At 60.9% G+C, this 17,491-nt stretch carries 12 protein-coding genes; 5 read left to right on the plus strand and 7 right to left on the minus strand.

Features of this window, described 5'->3' with window-relative positions; genetic code table 11:
- Positions 1–129: 129 nt before the first annotated feature.
- Complete coding sequence (locus tag B5F40_RS13080) at positions 130–912, minus strand: carboxymuconolactone decarboxylase family protein (protein WP_087194729.1); 783 nt, start codon at positions 910–912, stop codon at positions 130–132.
- 264 nt (positions 913–1,176) lie between these two features.
- Complete coding sequence (locus tag B5F40_RS13085; protein ID WP_087194730.1) at positions 1,177–2,625, minus strand: helix-turn-helix transcriptional regulator; 1,449 nt, start codon at positions 2,623–2,625, stop codon at positions 1,177–1,179.
- Between the two features lie 641 nt (positions 2,626–3,266).
- Here B5F40_RS13085 and B5F40_RS13090 point away from each other — a divergent pair.
- A complete protein-coding gene (locus B5F40_RS13090; RefSeq protein ID WP_087194731.1) occupies positions 3,267–5,000 on the plus strand; it encodes an FAD-dependent oxidoreductase in 1,734 nt (577 codons plus the stop codon).
- 225 nt (positions 5,001–5,225) lie between these two features.
- On the opposite strand, the gene B5F40_RS13095 is transcribed toward B5F40_RS13090, so the two are convergent.
- From B5F40_RS13095 to B5F40_RS13105, 3 genes are read right to left on the minus strand one after another with little or no spacing between them, the layout of a single operon-like run.
- Positions 5,226–6,032, minus strand: a complete 807-nt coding sequence (locus B5F40_RS13095) for a DmsC/YnfH family molybdoenzyme membrane anchor subunit (RefSeq protein ID WP_087194732.1) — start codon at positions 6,030–6,032, stop codon at positions 5,226–5,228.
- A gap of 16 nt (positions 6,033–6,048) precedes the next feature.
- The gene (locus B5F40_RS13100; RefSeq protein ID WP_087194733.1) at positions 6,049–6,615 is read right to left on the minus strand and encodes a 4Fe-4S dicluster domain-containing protein; all 567 of its coding nucleotides are present in this window, start codon (positions 6,613–6,615) and stop codon (positions 6,049–6,051) included.
- Between the two features lie 10 nt (positions 6,616–6,625).
- Positions 6,626–9,187, minus strand: coding sequence for a molybdopterin-dependent oxidoreductase (locus B5F40_RS13105; RefSeq protein WP_204217412.1), 2,562 nt, complete (start codon positions 9,185–9,187; stop codon positions 6,626–6,628).
- A 323-nt stretch (positions 9,188–9,510) separates the two neighbouring features.
- Between B5F40_RS13105 and B5F40_RS13110 the strand changes: the two genes are divergently transcribed.
- Together B5F40_RS13110 and B5F40_RS13115 are read left to right on the plus strand one after the other, a co-directional pair.
- Entirely contained in the window at positions 9,511–10,848 is a 1,338-nt protein-coding gene (locus B5F40_RS13110; RefSeq protein WP_162610986.1) for an MFS transporter, read from the plus strand.
- Positions 10,849–10,857: 9 nt separating this feature from the next.
- Positions 10,858–11,559, plus strand: a complete 702-nt coding sequence (locus B5F40_RS13115) for a Crp/Fnr family transcriptional regulator (RefSeq protein WP_087194736.1) — start codon at positions 10,858–10,860, stop codon at positions 11,557–11,559.
- Between the two features lie 381 nt (positions 11,560–11,940).
- On the opposite strand, the gene B5F40_RS13120 is transcribed toward B5F40_RS13115, so the two are convergent.
- Positions 11,941–12,897, minus strand: coding sequence for a helix-turn-helix transcriptional regulator (locus tag B5F40_RS13120; protein WP_087194737.1), 957 nt, complete (start codon positions 12,895–12,897; stop codon positions 11,941–11,943).
- A gap of 371 nt (positions 12,898–13,268) precedes the next feature.
- On the opposite strand from B5F40_RS13120, the gene arcA reads away from it, so the two are divergent.
- Positions 13,269–14,486 carry an arginine deiminase gene (arcA, locus tag B5F40_RS13125; protein WP_087194738.1) on the plus strand — a complete coding sequence of 406 codons (1,218 nt, stop codon included), beginning with the start codon at positions 13,269–13,271 and terminating at the stop codon, positions 14,484–14,486.
- Between the two features lie 527 nt (positions 14,487–15,013).
- On the plus strand, positions 15,014–15,601 hold the full coding sequence (locus B5F40_RS13130; protein ID WP_204217415.1) for a helix-turn-helix transcriptional regulator: 588 nt from the start codon (positions 15,014–15,016) through the stop codon (positions 15,599–15,601).
- Positions 15,602–15,771: 170 nt separating this feature from the next.
- Here the strand turns inward: B5F40_RS13130 and B5F40_RS13135 are convergent, their stop codons facing one another.
- Positions 15,772–16,020, minus strand: a complete 249-nt coding sequence (locus tag B5F40_RS13135; protein WP_087194740.1) for a hypothetical protein — start codon at positions 16,018–16,020, stop codon at positions 15,772–15,774.
- Positions 16,021–17,491 lie beyond the last annotated feature (1,471 nt).

A 17,491-nucleotide genomic window follows, 5' to 3' on the forward strand; every position in this document is an offset into this window, starting at 1 on the left:
GCGAATGCGCACCCGCGCTCGCCCCAAGCACACGCTCCGGCGCTCCCAAGCGTGTGTTTGGGGCGAGCGCGGGAATGCGACCGACGGCGGCCCCGGCTTGCGCGGCCGCCGTGACCGTCTGCTGCGCGCCTATTCGCCGGCGTCAGCGCCTTCAAGCGCTTTCGCGGCTTCGTCGATGCAGCGCAGGGCGTTCAAACTGCGCGGGTAGCCGATGTAGGGCAGGCACTGCGACACCACCTTGATGAGAAACGCCCGATCATTGCCCACGCGTATATTCGCCTGCGCATGACTGATCGCTTGGGGCTCGCAACCACCTTGGGCGACAAGAAAGCAGAATGTAATCATTTCTCGCTGCGCATCGTCCAATCCCGTGCGTGTGTAGTAGTCGCCGAAGCAGTTCTCGGCGAGCCACCGGTTGATGTGGCGCGTCTCCTCAGGACCCGACTCGTAGAAGTCGGCCATATGCGGCCCGAAGAGATCAACCTGCTTCTGCGCGCCCGCTTCGAGGCGCGTGTCCATGGTCGTGGTGGCCTGGCTTTCCAACGGCAGATCGACCAGGCGATGCTCCAGCAGTTCGTTCACCGCATACAGAAACGGCAGCATGCGCCCCATACCCACGTACGGCGTGGAATGGTAGACGATCTCCTTCACCTCGACCGGCGTGACGCCCAAATTGAACGCGCCTTTCACCATGGCTTTGAACAAATCAATCGCCTGCGAACCCACGAGCGCTGCCAGTATGGCCATCATGCGCGTACGGTCATCCAAATCGTCGCTGTGCGGCACCTCACCGAACGCAAAACCGTCCATGCGCTCGACGAACTCAGGGTCTGTCTCCATCAGCGGCGAATCAAACCCGGGGAACAAGCGGCCGCGGTATTCCCTTGCTCGATCAACATTGCTTTGGCCCATAGGTTGGCTCCTTCCCTCATGCGTTCGCGATATTGTCACCATCCTACTACGCGCAGGCAACCCCGCGTCAACTGCTGCCAGCAAAGAACCATAGGAGAGAGAGACGAGCACTCCCACCGGACGCTGCCGCCCCGCGTTGTCGCCCGAAACGGTCGCTTTTCGCGCCGAAACCGACCGTTTCGGGCGACAACGTAGGACATGGGACAACACAGAGCGCGGAACAACACTGGACCGTGCAGCCCTCGCGCGGATCCCGCAGCGCGCCTACGCCTCCCGCTCGATGAGATCCACCACCTCGTCGCGCGAGTGCACATCGAGTTTCTGGTAAATCGACTTGACGTGGTATTTCACCGTGTTCTCGGACACCACGAGCCTCTCGGAGATGGATCGCACCGTCCGCCCCTGTCCCAAGTGCCTCAGTATCTCCGATTCACGCGGCGTCAGCCCGTACGTCTCAACGATCTGTCGGCACCGTTCCTCCAGCGCAACCTGAGGCGCCACCGTCGCCGGAATCGTCCGGCCCGCCCCTTCGCCCGAAAATGTCCTATCCTTGAACAGAAACGTCGACACCATGGCGACCAGGTACACTGCAACCAGCGCCACCGCCGTCAGCTTGAGGTCGCCGACGCTGAACGTGTGGGCGTTCAACGTCCCCACCACAGCCCCAGCCAGCTGCGCGGCATTGGTGCACACCAGCGAGCACGAGAACAGCAGCCCCGCGGGAAGCCGTGTGTCGCGCACGGCATTTGCCGTCATGCACCACAGGATGATGCCAGCCACCAACGATCCCAGCTGGGCGCACGCATTGGCAAGCCCTCCGGCCCCGTCCCAAATCAACGGCAGAAGCAGAAAACCCGTCGCGGAAAGCGGCAAAGCCACTTTGTACACCGATCCCAAGCTCGGCTGGCTTTTCGCCATCAGCGCGGGCAACAGCAAAACCAAGACGACCGCCCCTTGCGTGATGATCGAGGTGCACTGGAACGTCGCAAGGGGTATGCTCTGCTGAATCGATACCTGAAGCATCAGCCCGCTCATGAACGACAGGATAGATGTTCCCAAAATGGGACGCCACAACGACAAGAGCGCACCTTTCAGCACCGGAGCCGAACACTCCTCCCCGATAGGGCCGCGCATGTCGAGACACCGCTTGCAAAACGCCACGGACACGAAGAACAAAATCGCGCCCACAGGAGCAACCGCCGGCGTCGGCAAAAGCGTGACGAGCAGATAGAGAACCAAGCTCAACGCATTGCTCAGCAGCACGAACAGGTAGACACGGCGCAGGTCGAGCGTTCCGGAGAACCGAGCCCACAAAAGCGTGACCAGCGCGCCGCCCGCGCCGTACAGCAAGCCGCCGAACATGAGCCACGGCAGAAGCACATCGGATGGGGCGAACGGGACGAACTCGAACGCCATCTTCGTAACCAAAAAGCCCGCAGCCGCTACGCCCGCGCACAGAAACGCCGAAGCAAGGGTCGAGATGCGGCTTCGCCGACGCATGACGGCTATCATCGACCCGTACACCAGCACGCGGGCCCCCACGATAGCCACCTGGAACAAAGACTGGACCGGTATGGCCGAGCCGTCCACAGAGGCAAACATCGTCGGAGACTCGAACGACACATACCCGAACACCAAATACAGAGCGTAGCCGCTCATAAACACAGCATCGCGCACCCGCATGCCAGCGAACAGCTCTTTCAAGCGCTCCATGCTTCCCCTATCCCATCCCGTGACTGGCTCCAGTGTAGCTTATACGACCATGAAAGTCACCGAAGCCCCCCGGCAAAATGTTTCCGACCTCCATCGCCTCCCCGGCACGCCCACGCGCTCGGGCGTCCATCCTATCCACCCCATCGCGCTCGCGATGCATTCCCGATGCGACATCGCACAACCGCGGGAGGGGTTGTCGCCCGAATCGGTCGTTTCTTTCGCCTAAAACGACCGATTCGGGCGACAACGCGCAAGCCAAAATGACCCTCGGCCGCACACGGCCTCCGAGGAGTTTCCTTCCCGCGCCCCGCAGCGCTGCACGTCCAGAATGCGGCGCTAAACCCGGCGAATAGCGGCAACCACCCGGTTCAGGTAGGTTCCCATCGGCCAAAACAGCGAAAACTACCCGCAGGCGGGTGTGGCGTCCCCCGACACGGAAGGCATAAGGTGCAAACAGTCGAAGCGAATCGAGGGCTGTAACGCAAGGGAGAAAACGACGAGCGGCGCCAAAGCCGCAAGCGTCGTACCGCGCCGCCCGGCGCTGCCGCATGTCGCAACGCTCCCGTGCGCCAACCCGCCGAATCGCCGCAACGAAGGCAGGGGAGGGAGCACCTCTGCACGCACAAGGGAAGGAGCACTTCATGAACAAAGGATTGAGCCGTCGCGCATTCCTAGGCCTCGGCGCCACGGCAGCCGCTGCGGCAGGCGTGGCCGGCCTCGCGGGCTGCGCACCGCAGCAAAGCGGCACTGCGAACAGCGGAAACGCCGGCGCGGACGGATCGGCCTCCGGCATCGCCCCCAGCGAGTACACCCCCGACTTCCTAACCCCGCCTCCGGTTCCCACCGATGTCAAAGAGGAGAAGGACTGCGACGTCCTCGTCATCGGCCTGGGCCTTGCCGGCACCGCCGCCGCCAAGGCAGCAGCCGAAGCCGGCAAAAAGGTCATCGTGCTCGAAAAGCAGCCCGAAGACGGCTACACCGTCATCTCCATGGCTGGCGACTTCGGCGTGGTGGGTTCGCAGATCCAGAAGGATCTCGGCATCGAATGGGCGCCCAAAGAGGACATCATGAACGAGTACGTCAAAGAGACCGGCGGCCGCTGCGACACGTGGATGATGAGTTATTGGTACGACCATTCCGGCGAGGACTTCGACTGGTTCATCGAGGGTGCAGACTACGAGGTGCTCAAGTCCACCGCCGCCAACCGCGAGACGGACAAGCCGAACTTCATCCGTCCGAAGTGCTTCCCCAAGTTGGAAACGTACAACTACAAAGAGGAGCTGTACCCCTACTTCCACGGCACCATCACGGCGAACCCGAACATGCAGTGGTGCTGCCAGGCTGCGTGCGATGCCGCCAAGGCCGCCGGAGCAGAGATCATCTACGGTGCCGAGGGCGAGCAGCTCTTCAAGGACGGCGAGGCCGTGGCGGGCGCTTACGCCAAGACGGCTGACGGCTATCTCAAGGTGAACGCCAAGGCCACCATCCTCTGCACCGGCGACTACGGTGCGAACCTCGAGATGCGCCACTACTACGCCCCTTGGACCGACGAGTTCCAGGGAGGCTACGACGACGGCCAGGGCCAGCTCATGGGCATCTGGGCGGGCGGCTGGATGGAGCTGGGCCCACATGCCCCAATGACGCACCACATGGGCGGAGCTCTCGGCGTGGATAGCTACCTGCAGCTCAACATGGAGGGCAAGCGCTTCATGAACGAGGACGTACCCGGTCAAAACATCGCAGACGAGCATACGCGCCAGCCCGTCGCCAAAGACCCCGAGCTCGCCGCGGCCGGCGTGAAGGCATGGCAGATCTTCGACAGCAAGTGGCCCGAGCAGATCATCCACATGCCCGACGGTCACGGCTACACCACCTACTTCATCCCTGAAGAAGAGGCCGCGAACTACGAAACGGTGCTCTCGGGCTTCGGCTTGGGCTACACTACGCAGGCCATGGTGGACGAAGCCGTCGATGTCAAATGCGACACGCTCGAGGAGCTGGCCGAGCAGACAGGCCTGCCCTACGAGACGATGAAGGCAGAGATCGAGCGCTACAACGAACTGTGCCACAAGGGCTACGATGAGGACTTCGGCAAAATGGCGAAGCGCATGTTCCCTGTCGAGAACCCGCCGTACTACGCGTGCAAGTTCGGCAACGCGGGCATGCTCGTCATGTTCGGCGGCCTCGAGTGCAACCACGATCTTCAGGTGACCAAGGACGGCACGAACGATCCGATCCCCGGTCTGTACGTGGCTGGCAACACGATGGGTCGCCGCCTCCAGGTGGACTACCCCGTTGTCGTAGCCGGCATCAGCCTGGCCACTGCGCTTACGTTCGGCCGCTTGGCCGGCACGAACGCCGCAGCCAGCGTGTAACTCGCACCTTCCGCACGAGGCGGCCGTCCCCCTCCCTCTTGCGGCCGCCTCCCTCGCAGGCCTCCGCCGTTGCAACGGCGGAGGCCTTCCACCCTTCGGCGAACAGGGAAACGCGCACCTGAGCCCCCATCTCGCTGTCGCACTTCGAGCAGCTCCGCGCCAACAGCGACCGCCCTGAGCAACACGACTCGAAACTCCGGCGCCGACACCTCCGCATCCTGTAAATCACATCAGCCCCGCGGCAAAGAACGCCACGCGCGCAAGAACCACGCCAACCAAGGTAAAGAGGCATACGACGACGCCGCCAATTCGTGCGGGCAGAACGCCCGCACGGACCGCTGCGACAGCGATGCTTGCCACAAGTGGCCCCAATACGCCGGAGGCGACCAGCAAACCCGTCGCATCCACGCCGATGCGCGCCAGATGCAAGCCGAACGCGCACAGCGTCGCAGCGAACGCGACTCCTGCAGCCACGCTGGCTGCGGCAAGGCTGCTATTCGCCAGCCCTGATCGGTTGAGCAGGGCGCACAGACCCGCGCCAAGAGCGAGATCCCCCACCAGGAACAACGGAACCGTTGCAGCTCCGCTCCAAGCCGGCAAACCCAAACTCTGGTAGTACGCCAAACCCGTGACCACCATAAGTCCCACGGCGATCAACCCGCCGACCCAACGCACCGGACGCACCGAGACGCCTTTGAAACTTGCCAGCGCGAGATCGACGACGACGACCAAGCCAAACGCGATAGACCAATACGCCTCCTGCGCGATCATAGACCCAGGGTTTGCCATACCGTTCACGAAGCGCAAGGGCTGCCCCAGGTGGGCCAGCGTCCCGCACAAACCCAACCCCAGCAACACTAGGCATACAAGCGGAAACAGCCAAGGGCGCAAGGGCTTCGCTTCCGGAGCATTTTCGGTATGCGTTCGGCAGATCGACCGTCCGTTTCCGCACAGGGAGTCGACCGCATACGCACCCGCTGCCAAACCGGCGAACGTCGTGAACACTAAAAGAGGAAACGTCTCCATGACCATATGTCACCACCCGCTTCTATACATAGTAGACCGACGGATGCGTGCCCATCTCGGGAAGATACGCCTGAGCCTTACCCGATTGCACGAGCTTGCGCACGTCGCTCTCCGGATCGTTCAGATCGCCGAACACGCGCGCGTTCGCCGGGCACGCTGCTACGCAGTACGGCTCGACACCCTCGGCCACACGCTCCGCGCAGAAGGTGCACTTGCTCATCACGTGGTCGACGTCGTTCATCGACGGCGCACCGTACGGGCACACCCAGCTGCAGTAACCGCATGCGATGCACACGTCCTGATTCACCGACACGATGCCGGTGGCGAGGTCTTTGTGCATGGCGCCCGACGGACAGTTGTTCACGCACGCCGGATTATCGCAGTGGTTGCACAGCAGGGGGCGGAAGGCCAGCGTTGTGCGCGGGAACGTGCCCGTCGACTGGTACAGCACCTCGCCGTCCAGGCTTTCCAGATGGTTCCAGTGCGCGCTGCCGGGAACCTCGTTCGATATCTTGCAGCTCACGGTGCAGGTCTGGCAGCCCACGCAATGCTGCGTGTCTATCACCATGCCGTATCGTCTCTCAGTCATGATACCCCCTTCACGCCTTTTCGACTTCGACGAGCACGTCGTAGAAAGCGGTGTTTGTCATGCTGTACGCCTCTTCGGCGTCGCAGATGGTGTGATGGGTCAGGTTCTGATAGCAGCCCTCGATGAAGTGGTCAGGCGTCCAGCCGCTCTGCGTGGCCACCGCGCCCGGGATGATGCCCTCGGTCAAAAACGCGCGTATCTTCATGCTGCCGCGGTCGTTGCGCACGCGTACCACGTCGCCGTGAGAAATGCCGCGCGCCTCGGCGTCGACGGGGTTTATCTGCAACAGCGGCTCGTCCTGCACCACCTCGAGCGCCGGATTCAAGATATGTTGAGTGTGCACATTCAGACGATCATGGTATTGGATGTACACAAGCGGATACTTCGACGCCAACTCACCCTCACGCGGATCCTCGCACGGCGGAAGCCAAGTAGGCACCTCTTCGCCGAAAGGCAGAAGGCTTTCGGTATAGAACTCGAACTTACCCGTATCAGTGGAATAACCGGTGCCGTCCTCGTAGACGATCGCCGAATCGAATATGCCGTCGGAGCGGCTGTAAATGCCCCGCTCGACCACGTCGCGTTCCCAATCGAAGTCATCCCACGCAGGATGATCGGTGCTCACGAACTGACGAATCCACTCCTCATCGGTCTTGTCCCAGTACTGCTCGACGCCGGTTTTCTTCGCCAGCAGCGTCATAATCTCCACATCGGACTTGCTCTCACCCATCGGCTCAATGGCGGGCTGGTTGAACATAGCCCACGGGCTGCGGTCGATGAGATCCCAATGCTCCCAGTACGTGCAAGCGGGCAGCACGATGTCGGAGTACTTCGCCGTCCACGTCCACCACGGGTCAACCGTCACGATGAAGTCGATGGCGGGGATCACCTCGTCAATAATGCGGTTGGAGTCGGGACTCATGTTGACGAAGTTCGAGTTGGCGATCCACAAAAAGTCAATGGGCACTGGATTGTGGTCCACCGCCGCCGCGTACACCTTCGACGAGGGAACGAGATTCGCCTTCTTGCCCGTATTCGACCAATCGTCAAAATCATATACGGAGCCGGTGTACCCTGCGACTGGCTTGGTAGTGGCCGTGCCTCCCGCATGCGAAGCGCCGCCGCCCAAAACCCCAATGTAGCCGGCCACCATGGCAAGCGTCGCCACGGTGCGGAACGGCGAGTACGAGTGATACACGCGCTGCATACCCTGCCCCATGCGGATACCCGCAGGCTGAGCCTCGATGTACTCCCGAGACAGGCGCTCCACCACAGAAGGGTCAATGCCGCAGATCTCCCCAGTACGCTCGAGCGTGTAAGGAGCGCACGCATCCTTCAAATGGTCGAAGGCCGTACGACACTCCACTCCATCCACCGTGAACGAACCGCTTAGCGCAGGCCTGACGCCTCCGACCTTGATGGCGGCGGCGTCGGGTGCGGGCACTGCAGCTCCCGTCAACTCATCCCAGATCACATATGTGCCGGCATCCGCGCCCGCTTTGCCCTGAGCAGCGGGGGCGGTGCCGATGGAGCCTTCGTCGTCTTTCCGAGCGCCCGTCGCCGTGGCCACCACCGAACCGTCCACCATGCGCAAGTATGCGCCATCGTCCTCACGAACGAGGTAGGGAGCGACCGATTCCTCCACCAGCTTGTCTTTGGCGTGCAGATCGTTGCCGATGATCCAGTTCATCATGCCCAACGCCAGCGCGGGATCGGTTTGCGGCCTGATGGGAATCCACTCGTCGGCCATAGCCGCCGTGGAGCACTGACGCGGATCGATGACGATGATCTTGCAGCCGTTTTTGCGAGCGGCCACATAATCGCGCAATTCGGAGGTGTGGGTGTCGGCCACGTTGCGGCCCCACACCAGCAACAGCTTCGAGTTCAGATAGTCGCGCGAGTCGTGCGCGCCACGATGCGTGCCGAACACCATGGTCATACCCATGGATGCACCGTGATCGCCCATGATGCCCTCGATATCCCAAGTGGTGGCTCCGACGCAGGCGGCATAGCGCGTGGGCGCCTCCCACGACAACTTGCCCAAGTCGCCCGTGAACGAGTAGAACGAGGCGGCCTGCGGGTCTTTTGCCAGCACGGCATTGAGTTTTTCGGCGATCTCGTCAATTGCGTCATCCCACGTAATGCGCTCAAACTCTCCCGAACCGCGTTCGCCCGTGCGCCGCATGGGATACATGACGCGCGCATTCTCGTCCTGCAGGCGCTGGATGTAGCTCATAGAGCGTAGGCACGCATTGGCGTACCCCGGCCGTCCCGGCATGTCGCCAGGCTCGACACGCACGAGCTTGCCGTCGCGCACCGTACCGTGCAGATGGCAGCGCGACGTGCAGTTCACCGTGCACACCGCATGCACAGCCCTCTCACCCCCCGCCGCCGAAGCCCCGCCCTCTGACGCATGCACTGTGCCGGGAAGCGCCGCCTGCGCACCGAACCCCAGCGCAGATGCAACGGTTATCGCGCCGACGCCCTTGACAAACGTGCGGCGGGTCAGCTTGCCATCACGCGTGAAGTACTCGGGTTCGTGCGCAACGGCGTTCGTCTCGAATTCGTTCACCTCGCCCTCCTTCTTCCGTTTTCGAATCATTGAACGTGCGGACAGGGAAACAATACGTCGACATCGCCACGCCCTCCACACATGTCGCTGTTAACAGCACATCGTTGGGCCACGCGCCCAAACGACGGTCGTTCCCACAGTTTTGTGGGCACGACACAGAACTGGTTGGACGCACGCGCATCCAAGCCGTATCATCTCGTGCGCGAGCTCGCCCCTCACAACGAGCCCTTCGCCGATCCTCCGCTTTGCAGAAAGAGAGAGGGAGGGGATAAAGGCGAGAGTCGCAAGACGGGACGCTCCGCATGCAAAGGGGAGGGGTTTCCATGGGCGTCCGAACAGACAGGGCCGATCGTCGCCACACGGCGACACCGTCCTCGACCCTCACAACGGGGCTCGTTGCCTGCTCGGCGTTTTTGCTGTTCGGCCTCAACAACGTCGAGACGGCCGCCCTTCCCTCCTACGCCATGGCACTTGGTGCAGGACCGCTTGTCGCCGGCTTGCAGAACAGCTTGTTCGTCCTCGTCGCCATCCTGTTACGGGTCGCCTTAGAGCGCGCGGTCGACCATCGGGGCGGCCGTTTCGCCATGATCGCAGGGGCGCTGGGATACACCGTCCCCTGCTTGGCCCTTGCAGGTTGCACCGAGCTGTGGCAGGTTGTCGTCATGCGTCTCGCACAAGCATTTGGCTTGGCGTTGTTCCAGCCCAGCGTTGCACAGTACCTTGCCGCCATCTCTCCCGCCTCCACTTTGGGAAGGCGATTGGGAGCGGTGCGGTTCGCCACCACAGCTTCGCTCATGGCAGGGCCTGCAGCCATGTTTCCCCTCGCCGATTCTTGCGGGTACGGAGCGTTTTTTATCGCGCTTTTCCTAACTGGAGCCTGCGGTACAGCCATAGCCGTCGCACTGCCCCAGATTTCGACAAGACGCGGCGCGGGAAAAAGACATGGGGACGAAGGAGCATCTGCGCCTGGAACCTCAACCAAATTGGCATCCGCGGCCGATAAGAGAGCTGCCCTTGCATCGAATCCGACGCCTATCACGCACAGTCCTCTCAACGCAGTCGCGGCCCCTGCCGCCGTGCGCGCTTCGACGCCCTTTCGCCTCTCCCCACGAAGACGAGCCCTCCTCATAGCCGAGCCCCTCGCACTCGCCCTAGGCTACAGCGTCGTCATGAACTTCGGGCAAACGCTCGCACATGAAACGCTTGCACCCGGCAACGACGGCACGCTGTTCGGCCTCATGAGCGCAGGAGGACTCATTGCAAGCCCGCTTGCCGGATGGATGGCCGATCGACTTGGTCCGAAATGTTCCGTAGCCGGAGCCGCGGCCTTCAACGGCTTCGGCTTTCTGCTCATGGCGCTTGGAGGCTCCCCCGCGACCATTCTCGCGGGAGCATTTCTATGCGGAGCGGGATACTACGGTGCCACCGCCGCGCTCGTCGCCGCGGCGGGAACATCTTCGTCGAGCGAGAGCGCCGGCACGTTCTTGGCGCGACAGCAAAGCGCACTCGACATGGGAATGATCGCGGGCGGATTGCTGTCCGGAAGCATGATGCAGACAGGGCTTTCCGTCTCCGACGTCTGCCTGGCAACCTCGGCGATCATTGGAACAAGCCTTGTCATATGGAGTATGATGTACCCGAACGAGAAGGGGACTTCCTAAGGGGAGATTATGGAAGCGATCAGACTATTCGTGCAGCCGAAGCCTCTGCTCAGCAGCATTATCGAACGCGCCATTTCCGAAAACCAGCTGAAAGCGCAACCCCTTACGCTCAACTCGGGAAGCTACCTTTTTCGCGAAGGCGACGACGTGCGAGAAACATACTACCTCACAAGAGGGCTCGTCCGACTGTACAGCGACACCCCCGACGGATATACCAAGACGGTGTTCTTCCACAAAGCAGGCACATTGATTGGGTTCCAAGGATTTCGCCCCGAACCCGACCGCAAGCCGTCCATCCTCAACGCGAAGGCCACCACAAAAGTCGAGATCTACGCTATCGGAGCGGAGCATTTCGGTTCGTACCTCAAAACGCATGGAGACGCCTGCTACTCTATGGCCCAATACCTGTTCGAAATGCTTGCAATGCAAACTTGCGAAGCGGTAAACGCCTCCATCTACCCCGTGCTGCAACGGTTCTCAGCGCTCTTACTCACCTTGGCGCGAGAGTTCAATTCGGCCCAAGCTCCGGCCATCATCCCTTTCGGCAACGAAGAGCTCGCCGAAATGCTTGGGGTGCATGTGAACTCCATCACGAACTCAGTCGTGGCGCTTCGCAACGCCGATTGCGTCGAACGGCAGCGCAATGCGCTGATCATCACCGATTTCAAAAAGCTCAAAAGCATCGCCGAGAGCCTCATCGTCGAAAACTAGCCCTCACCCTAGGCGCTCGGATGCGCTTCGCCGATATCGCCTAAGAATTTGTCGGCACCGGCAATCAAGCCCCCGGCCTCTTTTTTTCACCCCCTCCATCGACCGTCCGCTGCTGTCTTCATGCGCCCAGAGCCCAGCGTGGTGGCTGGATGTGTGGCAGCAAGCTGAACGAGAGCGGTGCGCGCAAACGCAGGGTGCGACGAAAGCGCATATCGGCAATCGCCAGCATGAAAGACAAGATTTGGGCGCACTCGCTTGCAACGTTTGGAGGACGACCAGCTGCCGTCGCAACGCGCCCGCAAGCGCCGCGCAGGACACCATCGCAGACGACGGATCCACCCATACGACCGACATCGCCCCGAAGCCGGGCCGACAACCTCCCTACGCCATCTTCCAGAAGTCACGGGAAAGCGCCTGACGATCAGACTGCCCCGTTTTCTGCAGGATGTTATGCACGTGCACCTTCACCGTGCTCAACGCCAAATGCATGGAAGATGCGATGTTCTGATTATCCTTCCCCAGCAGCACGTAGCGCAGAACCTCGCATTCCCGTTCCGACAGCTGGTACCGCCTTCCATACGCCAGAAGATTGGCGTCGATGAGCTCCTCTTGACGACCACCGCCATGCATGGGAGGTCGCTCGAAACGCAACGAAAGAGAGCGAACCGCATCGCGGCATGCCAAGAACGCGCACGCCAGCATGAGCACGTTCTCCGAGAAGTTGCGCTCCGGAGCATAGGCGCGCGGTCCGATGAACACCGGCTCGGGAACGAGGAATACCAACGCATCTTCGAGCACCACGCACAGCCCTAACACCCACAGCGCTATATACAAGACGCGATGGCGGAGCAAGCGACCCCGTTCGTCTTCGCTTTTCGTCAGAACGAGCCACACGGCAACGAACAGCAGCATCCAAAACAGATATGCCTCGCGCATGAAGAAGAACCAAAAAGACCGCACGTTGCCCTCGGGAATGAGCAGCAGGCACGCAAGACTGCCCGCCACGAACACCACGGCAGGCGCCACCTTCATCACACTGCGCGCTTCCCCCAAGTACTCGCACAAAAGCAACCAGAACGACGTGAGGAAACCGCAACCGGTCACCACGAGCGACAGCGAGATCACCAAAGCGTACGCCGCCCCTAACCCTGCGGTGTCCTCCGTGAAGAAATCCCCTTGAAACACCCAGGCAACATCGAAGAAATAGAATAGAAACCCGAAGAACGCGAACAGCATGATCCGCTTGCGCGATACGAGGTACGACGAAAGGCACGTAGCCGAGGCGAGAACTGAAACCAACATCACGAACAACGTGTAGTGGAAAAGCGCGAACCCCACAATCGAACACCTCGCATTCGTCTCTGCGCAACGTCGATGGCCTGCATCATCATAGCGCATGTTCGCACCGCGCGGCCTCAACGCCCTTAAGCGGATACTCCCACTCGGCCTTCGTGACTTTGCTTCCGCATCTGCACTCGCTCATCTGCGGTTTAGCGAGGGTGTAGCAGTCTTTTGCTTCCGCTACACCCACAATGCACCTCCGGATAAACCTCGCTTACATCTTTTCTTCACAACTTGGAGAGCGCATGGTGAAGCCATGACGACGTGACGGCGAGCAATCGCCCCAGGGCGGCCACTCAGCCGGAACGCACTTGGCGAAGAGAGGTGCCTGCGCACCGCTGCGAGACAACCAACAAAGGAGGTCGAACATGTCAGGAGTGAACGTCAAGAGCGAGATCAAGCCCTTGAAGAAGGTTCTTCTGCATCGTCCGGGCAAAGAGCTTCTGAACCTGACGCCGAACACGCTCGAAGAGCTGCTGTTCGACGACATTCCGTTTCTGAAGGTCGCTCAGGAAGAGCACGACGCGTTCGCCCAGGCTCTGCGCGACAACGGCGTGGAGGTGTTCTACCTGGAAGACCTCATGGCCGAGGTGCTTGAGGCCAACCCCGAACTGCGCGAGCAGTTCCTCAAGCAGTGGATCGAAGAGGCCGGCATCCGCACGGATCGCTACCAGAAGATCATCTTCGACTACCTGCAGGAGAACTACGCGCACGCCAAGGATCTCGTGCTGAAGACGATGGAGGGCATCAACCTCACCGAGCTCCACACCGACAAGTCCAACTCGCTGGTGGACCTGGTGTCCGAGGCCTCGAAGATGGTCGTCAAGCCCATGCCGAACCTGTACTTCACCCGCGACCCGTTCGCGATGATCGGCAACGGCGTGTCCATCAACCGCATGTACTCCGAGACCCGCAACCGCGAGACCATCTACGGCGAGTACATCTTCGCGCATCATCCGATGCTCAAGGGCACGCCTGAGTACTACAGCCGCTACAACACGTTCCACATCGAGGGCGGCGACATCCTCAACATCAACGAGCACGTGCTGGCCATCGGCATTTCCCAGCGCACCGAACCCGATGCCATCGACGCCATCGCGAAGAACATCTTCAACGATCCGACGAGCCCCATCGAGACCATCCTGGCGTTCAACATCCCGAACTCCCGCGCCTTCATGCACCTCGACACCGTGTTCACGCAGATCGACACCGACAAGTTCACCATCCATCCCGGCATCATGGGCCCGCTGACGGTGTTCGAAATCACCGCCGAAGGCGACGGCATCAAGGTGAAGGAAGTGAACGGCACGCTGGAGAGCATCCTGGAGACCTACGTCGGCCATCCCGTGGAGCTCATCCCCTGCGGCGGCGGCGACCGCATCGCGGCCGAGCGCGAACAGTGGAACGACGGCTCGAACACGCTGTGCATCGCCCCGGGCAAGATCGTGGTGTACGAGCGCAACGACGTCACGAACAAGGTGCTGCGCGACAAGGGCCTCGACCTCATCATCGTGCCCTCCGCCGAGCTGTCCCGCGGCCGTGGCGGCCCGCGCTGCATGAGCATGCCCATCGAGCGCGAGGACTAGAACCACCGCCTCGCCCCTTCTTCTCACGGTTGCACCCGCACGTCCGAATCCGGTTAGTTTTGGCGAACGAGAGCCGGATTCGGGCGAGGCGGTGCGATACGCAGGCCCGCGCGATTCCGCCCTGTCGTCTACCCGCGGCAATAGGAACCCGCGGGCTTCGTGCGTTTACGCATCGTTCGCCTACCAGGCCGCAGCCACGCAGCGACGCGCGAGCCGACGACACTACCAGGCTGCAGCCATGCAGCGACGCGCGAGCCGACGACAACGCGCTGACGCCATGCCGCAACGTGCAGGTTGACGATAGCGCATATCCGCTTTCTCTTCGCTCGCCACCACCCCCTCCGCGCTCCTCGCGCCTTACCTTGAGAGCACGATGCCAGCAGCTTATTCCGTTCTCATATCCCCTGTTCATCGTCCTGTCAAACACTTTTTGCAAAGAGATTTCCGCAAAGGAGCCCCTGCGCCAAAGTCTTTTGATGGTAAAGTGGCACCCATCATGGCAACCTTGGATCAGCGAAGGGAACGACGTGGAGCTAGGCAAGCACATCAAGGAGTACCGGACAGCGCGCGGCATGTCTCAGGAAGACCTCGCGGAGCGCATTTACGTGACGCGCCAAACGGTGTCCAACTGGGAGACCGACAAGACGTACCCCGACGTGGAAAGCCTATTGCTTCTGAGCGTTCTTTTCGACACGACCGTAGACGAACTGATCAAAGGAGATGTGGAGGCCATGAAGAATTCAGTCGAGAACGACTACAGGAAGATGGCGCAGCTTTCGTGCGGAGGCTTAGGGCTGGCGATCCTCGGATGCGTCCTGTTCATCGCAGGACTCACGTTCTGGGATTGGAACCTTGTACCTTCTGCCATCATCGGGCTATTGGTGTGGGGCATCGGCATGGCGTTCATCATGAAATGCGAGCGCATCAAAAAAGAGCACGACCTGGTGACATACCGCGAGATCCTCGCGTTTAAGAAAGGCGAGCCCGTCGACCGCAACAACACGAAGAGCCGTCGCGCCCGTCAGCATCGCGCGGTAAAGGCTGCCGCGATCACCGTGGTCGCTGCAGCAGTCGGCGGCGTCCTCGGCTATGCCTACGCCGCATTCTGCCTTTGAGCGCAAGCCGCGCAAATTCCGCGGGGCCGCCGATGCTCCTCCTCGGCGGCCCCGCCATCAACAGTTCGAGAAGCCGCAGGCGCAAAGGCGAGCCCTCTTCCGTGCCGAGCGAAACTTTCGTCATTGGCAGCGTTCTCACTCGAGACTTCGCAAGGCTGATCCCGTCCTCTTCACTCGAAAAGAGCCAAGGTCGCAGCATGCCAAACCACACCATTCTCGGTTTTCGACGGCAGATCACCTACATGCGTGCATGTTTTTTCGTTTTTGCGAACGATTCCCCTTCGCTTCCGATTCTTTTCCTTGATTGCAACAGAAAAACCCCAGGTAGCAAAAAACCCGTTCTCTTTTTTCGTTCCCAAAAACGAAAAAACATGCACTTTGGCGCCCGATCCGCTCGCCCGGAACGAAACATGAGGCATCGCCCTTCTTGATTACGCGACCAAACTCAGGAAATTCAGATCAGATCCAAACAACCAAAACCGCGCATCTCGCGATGATCGCAAGCCCCTCGCTCGCTCGCCGGAGCAAACCCGCCCCGCAACATCGCGAAGCGCAAGAAAAACGAGCCGAACCCCAGAAACGGTCCAAAAGCAGCCCCTCCGCGAACGCCTCAACCGGCAAGCCGAGGCGTTCGCGCGCATCGCCATCCTACTTCCAGGCGGGCTTCGTCTTGGTCTCGCTCCCCTTCGAAGGCTTCGATCCCGCCTGTTGCCCCCCTTCTTGAAAAGCGCCGCGTTCAACGCCACCAGCGCGCGAACCCCGCCTGTTTTCTGACTAGCCAACTCGCGATATCGTCCTCCAGTCGCACGATGCAACTCGACCATAGCGCGTCCAAAAGCCTCGCCTACCGCGCTTGCCAGAATCTCGCGCGCATGAGAGACGACGCAGCACGTGTCTAGCGGCGCAAGCCCTTAAGGAACACCCTTCATGATAAGGCCGACTCAGCATCGTCGAAGCCGACAGGATGCCTGCAGCCATCGGCTGCATACGCTACGAACCAGCCGCGCCTTTGGATAGGCCGCGCCCCTCGTTGTGGCGCTTGGCGCAGACAGCACCCGCCCGCAAACAAGGAAGCTCCGCTCCTGGAAGCTGGTCGCAATCAAGGCCGTCACCTCCTCGTCGAGTTCGCAATTTGACGTAAGATGCAGATGAGGATGAGCGGCTCAAACCGGAGCGTTTCTACCGCCCTCTCGGTCCTGCTCGTTAAGAGGCCACATGCGCAGCCTTCCTCGAAGCGCCCATCCATGCACGAGCAGGACCGATATCGGAAAGGCGGGCTCTTTTAGCGGTTAAAAGTAGGGCGAGGGGGGGGGGCGATCTCGCCATGCGCCTGTGCAGCTTACGCCCACAGCAGCTATCTTGACGGCTGCCCTCGATGATCAGCTCGTCAATCTGAGGGCCATTACCGCGCGGATAACCCATCAAGCCCACGCCTCGCGAGCCTGCCAAAACCAACCATTCTTTCGTTGCGGAAGAGCGCGTTTCCGGCAAAGCGTCCATGTCAGCCGCCGTCTTCCCCAAATTGCTTGCTTGGCGACAAGCGATCACCCTCGCTTCAAAGCCTTCTGCGCACTATCCGCTTCTCCAGGGACAAATCCATAGGCCGCAGCAATCAAAAGACACTACCCTGCCAGAACCGCACACCTAAGAGCATTGCAAACATATTCAGACCATCTCGATCAGCGCCGTCTTTAACCTTCTCTGCCACAATCAGCTGCTCGAATGGCTTTGGCGAAACACGAGCTAATACTCGCGTGCGATATCCCCGTTTGAATTATTGCGAATTCGATGTTGGGGATGCCCGACTTTCTGTTCGTGCGGCAAAGACCTCCTTTCCGCATGATCGCAACTTCACCTGAGCTCTCGCAACAACATGCGACCCCGCTGGAT

Origin of the sequence: Gordonibacter sp. An230 (genome assembly GCF_002159915.1) — a bacterium.
In the GTDB taxonomy this organism is placed as follows: domain Bacteria; phylum Actinomycetota; class Coriobacteriia; order Coriobacteriales; family Eggerthellaceae; genus Rubneribacter.

Excerpts from the sequence above, each read along its gene's own strand:
- B5F40_RS13080 (WP_087194729.1), bottom strand. The coding sequence starts at position 912 with ATGGGCCAAAGCAATGTTGATCGAGCAAGGGAATACCGCGGCCGCTTG.
- B5F40_RS13085 (WP_087194730.1), bottom strand. The coding sequence starts at position 2,625 with ATGGAGCGCTTGAAAGAGCTGTTCGCTGGCATGCGGGTGCGCGATGCT.
- B5F40_RS13090 (WP_087194731.1), top strand. The coding sequence starts at position 3,267 with ATGAACAAAGGATTGAGCCGTCGCGCATTCCTAGGCCTCGGCGCCACG.
- B5F40_RS13095 (WP_087194732.1), bottom strand. The coding sequence starts at position 6,032 with ATGGTCATGGAGACGTTTCCTCTTTTAGTGTTCACGACGTTCGCCGGT.
- B5F40_RS13100 (WP_087194733.1), bottom strand. The coding sequence starts at position 6,615 with ATGACTGAGAGACGATACGGCATGGTGATAGACACGCAGCATTGCGTG.
- B5F40_RS13110 (WP_162610986.1), top strand. The coding sequence starts at position 9,511 with ATGGGCGTCCGAACAGACAGGGCCGATCGTCGCCACACGGCGACACCG.
- B5F40_RS13115 (WP_087194736.1), top strand. The coding sequence starts at position 10,858 with ATGGAAGCGATCAGACTATTCGTGCAGCCGAAGCCTCTGCTCAGCAGC.
- arcA (WP_087194738.1), top strand. The coding sequence starts at position 13,269 with ATGTCAGGAGTGAACGTCAAGAGCGAGATCAAGCCCTTGAAGAAGGTT.
- B5F40_RS13135 (WP_087194740.1), bottom strand. The coding sequence starts at position 16,020 with ATGCCTCATGTTTCGTTCCGGGCGAGCGGATCGGGCGCCAAAGTGCAT.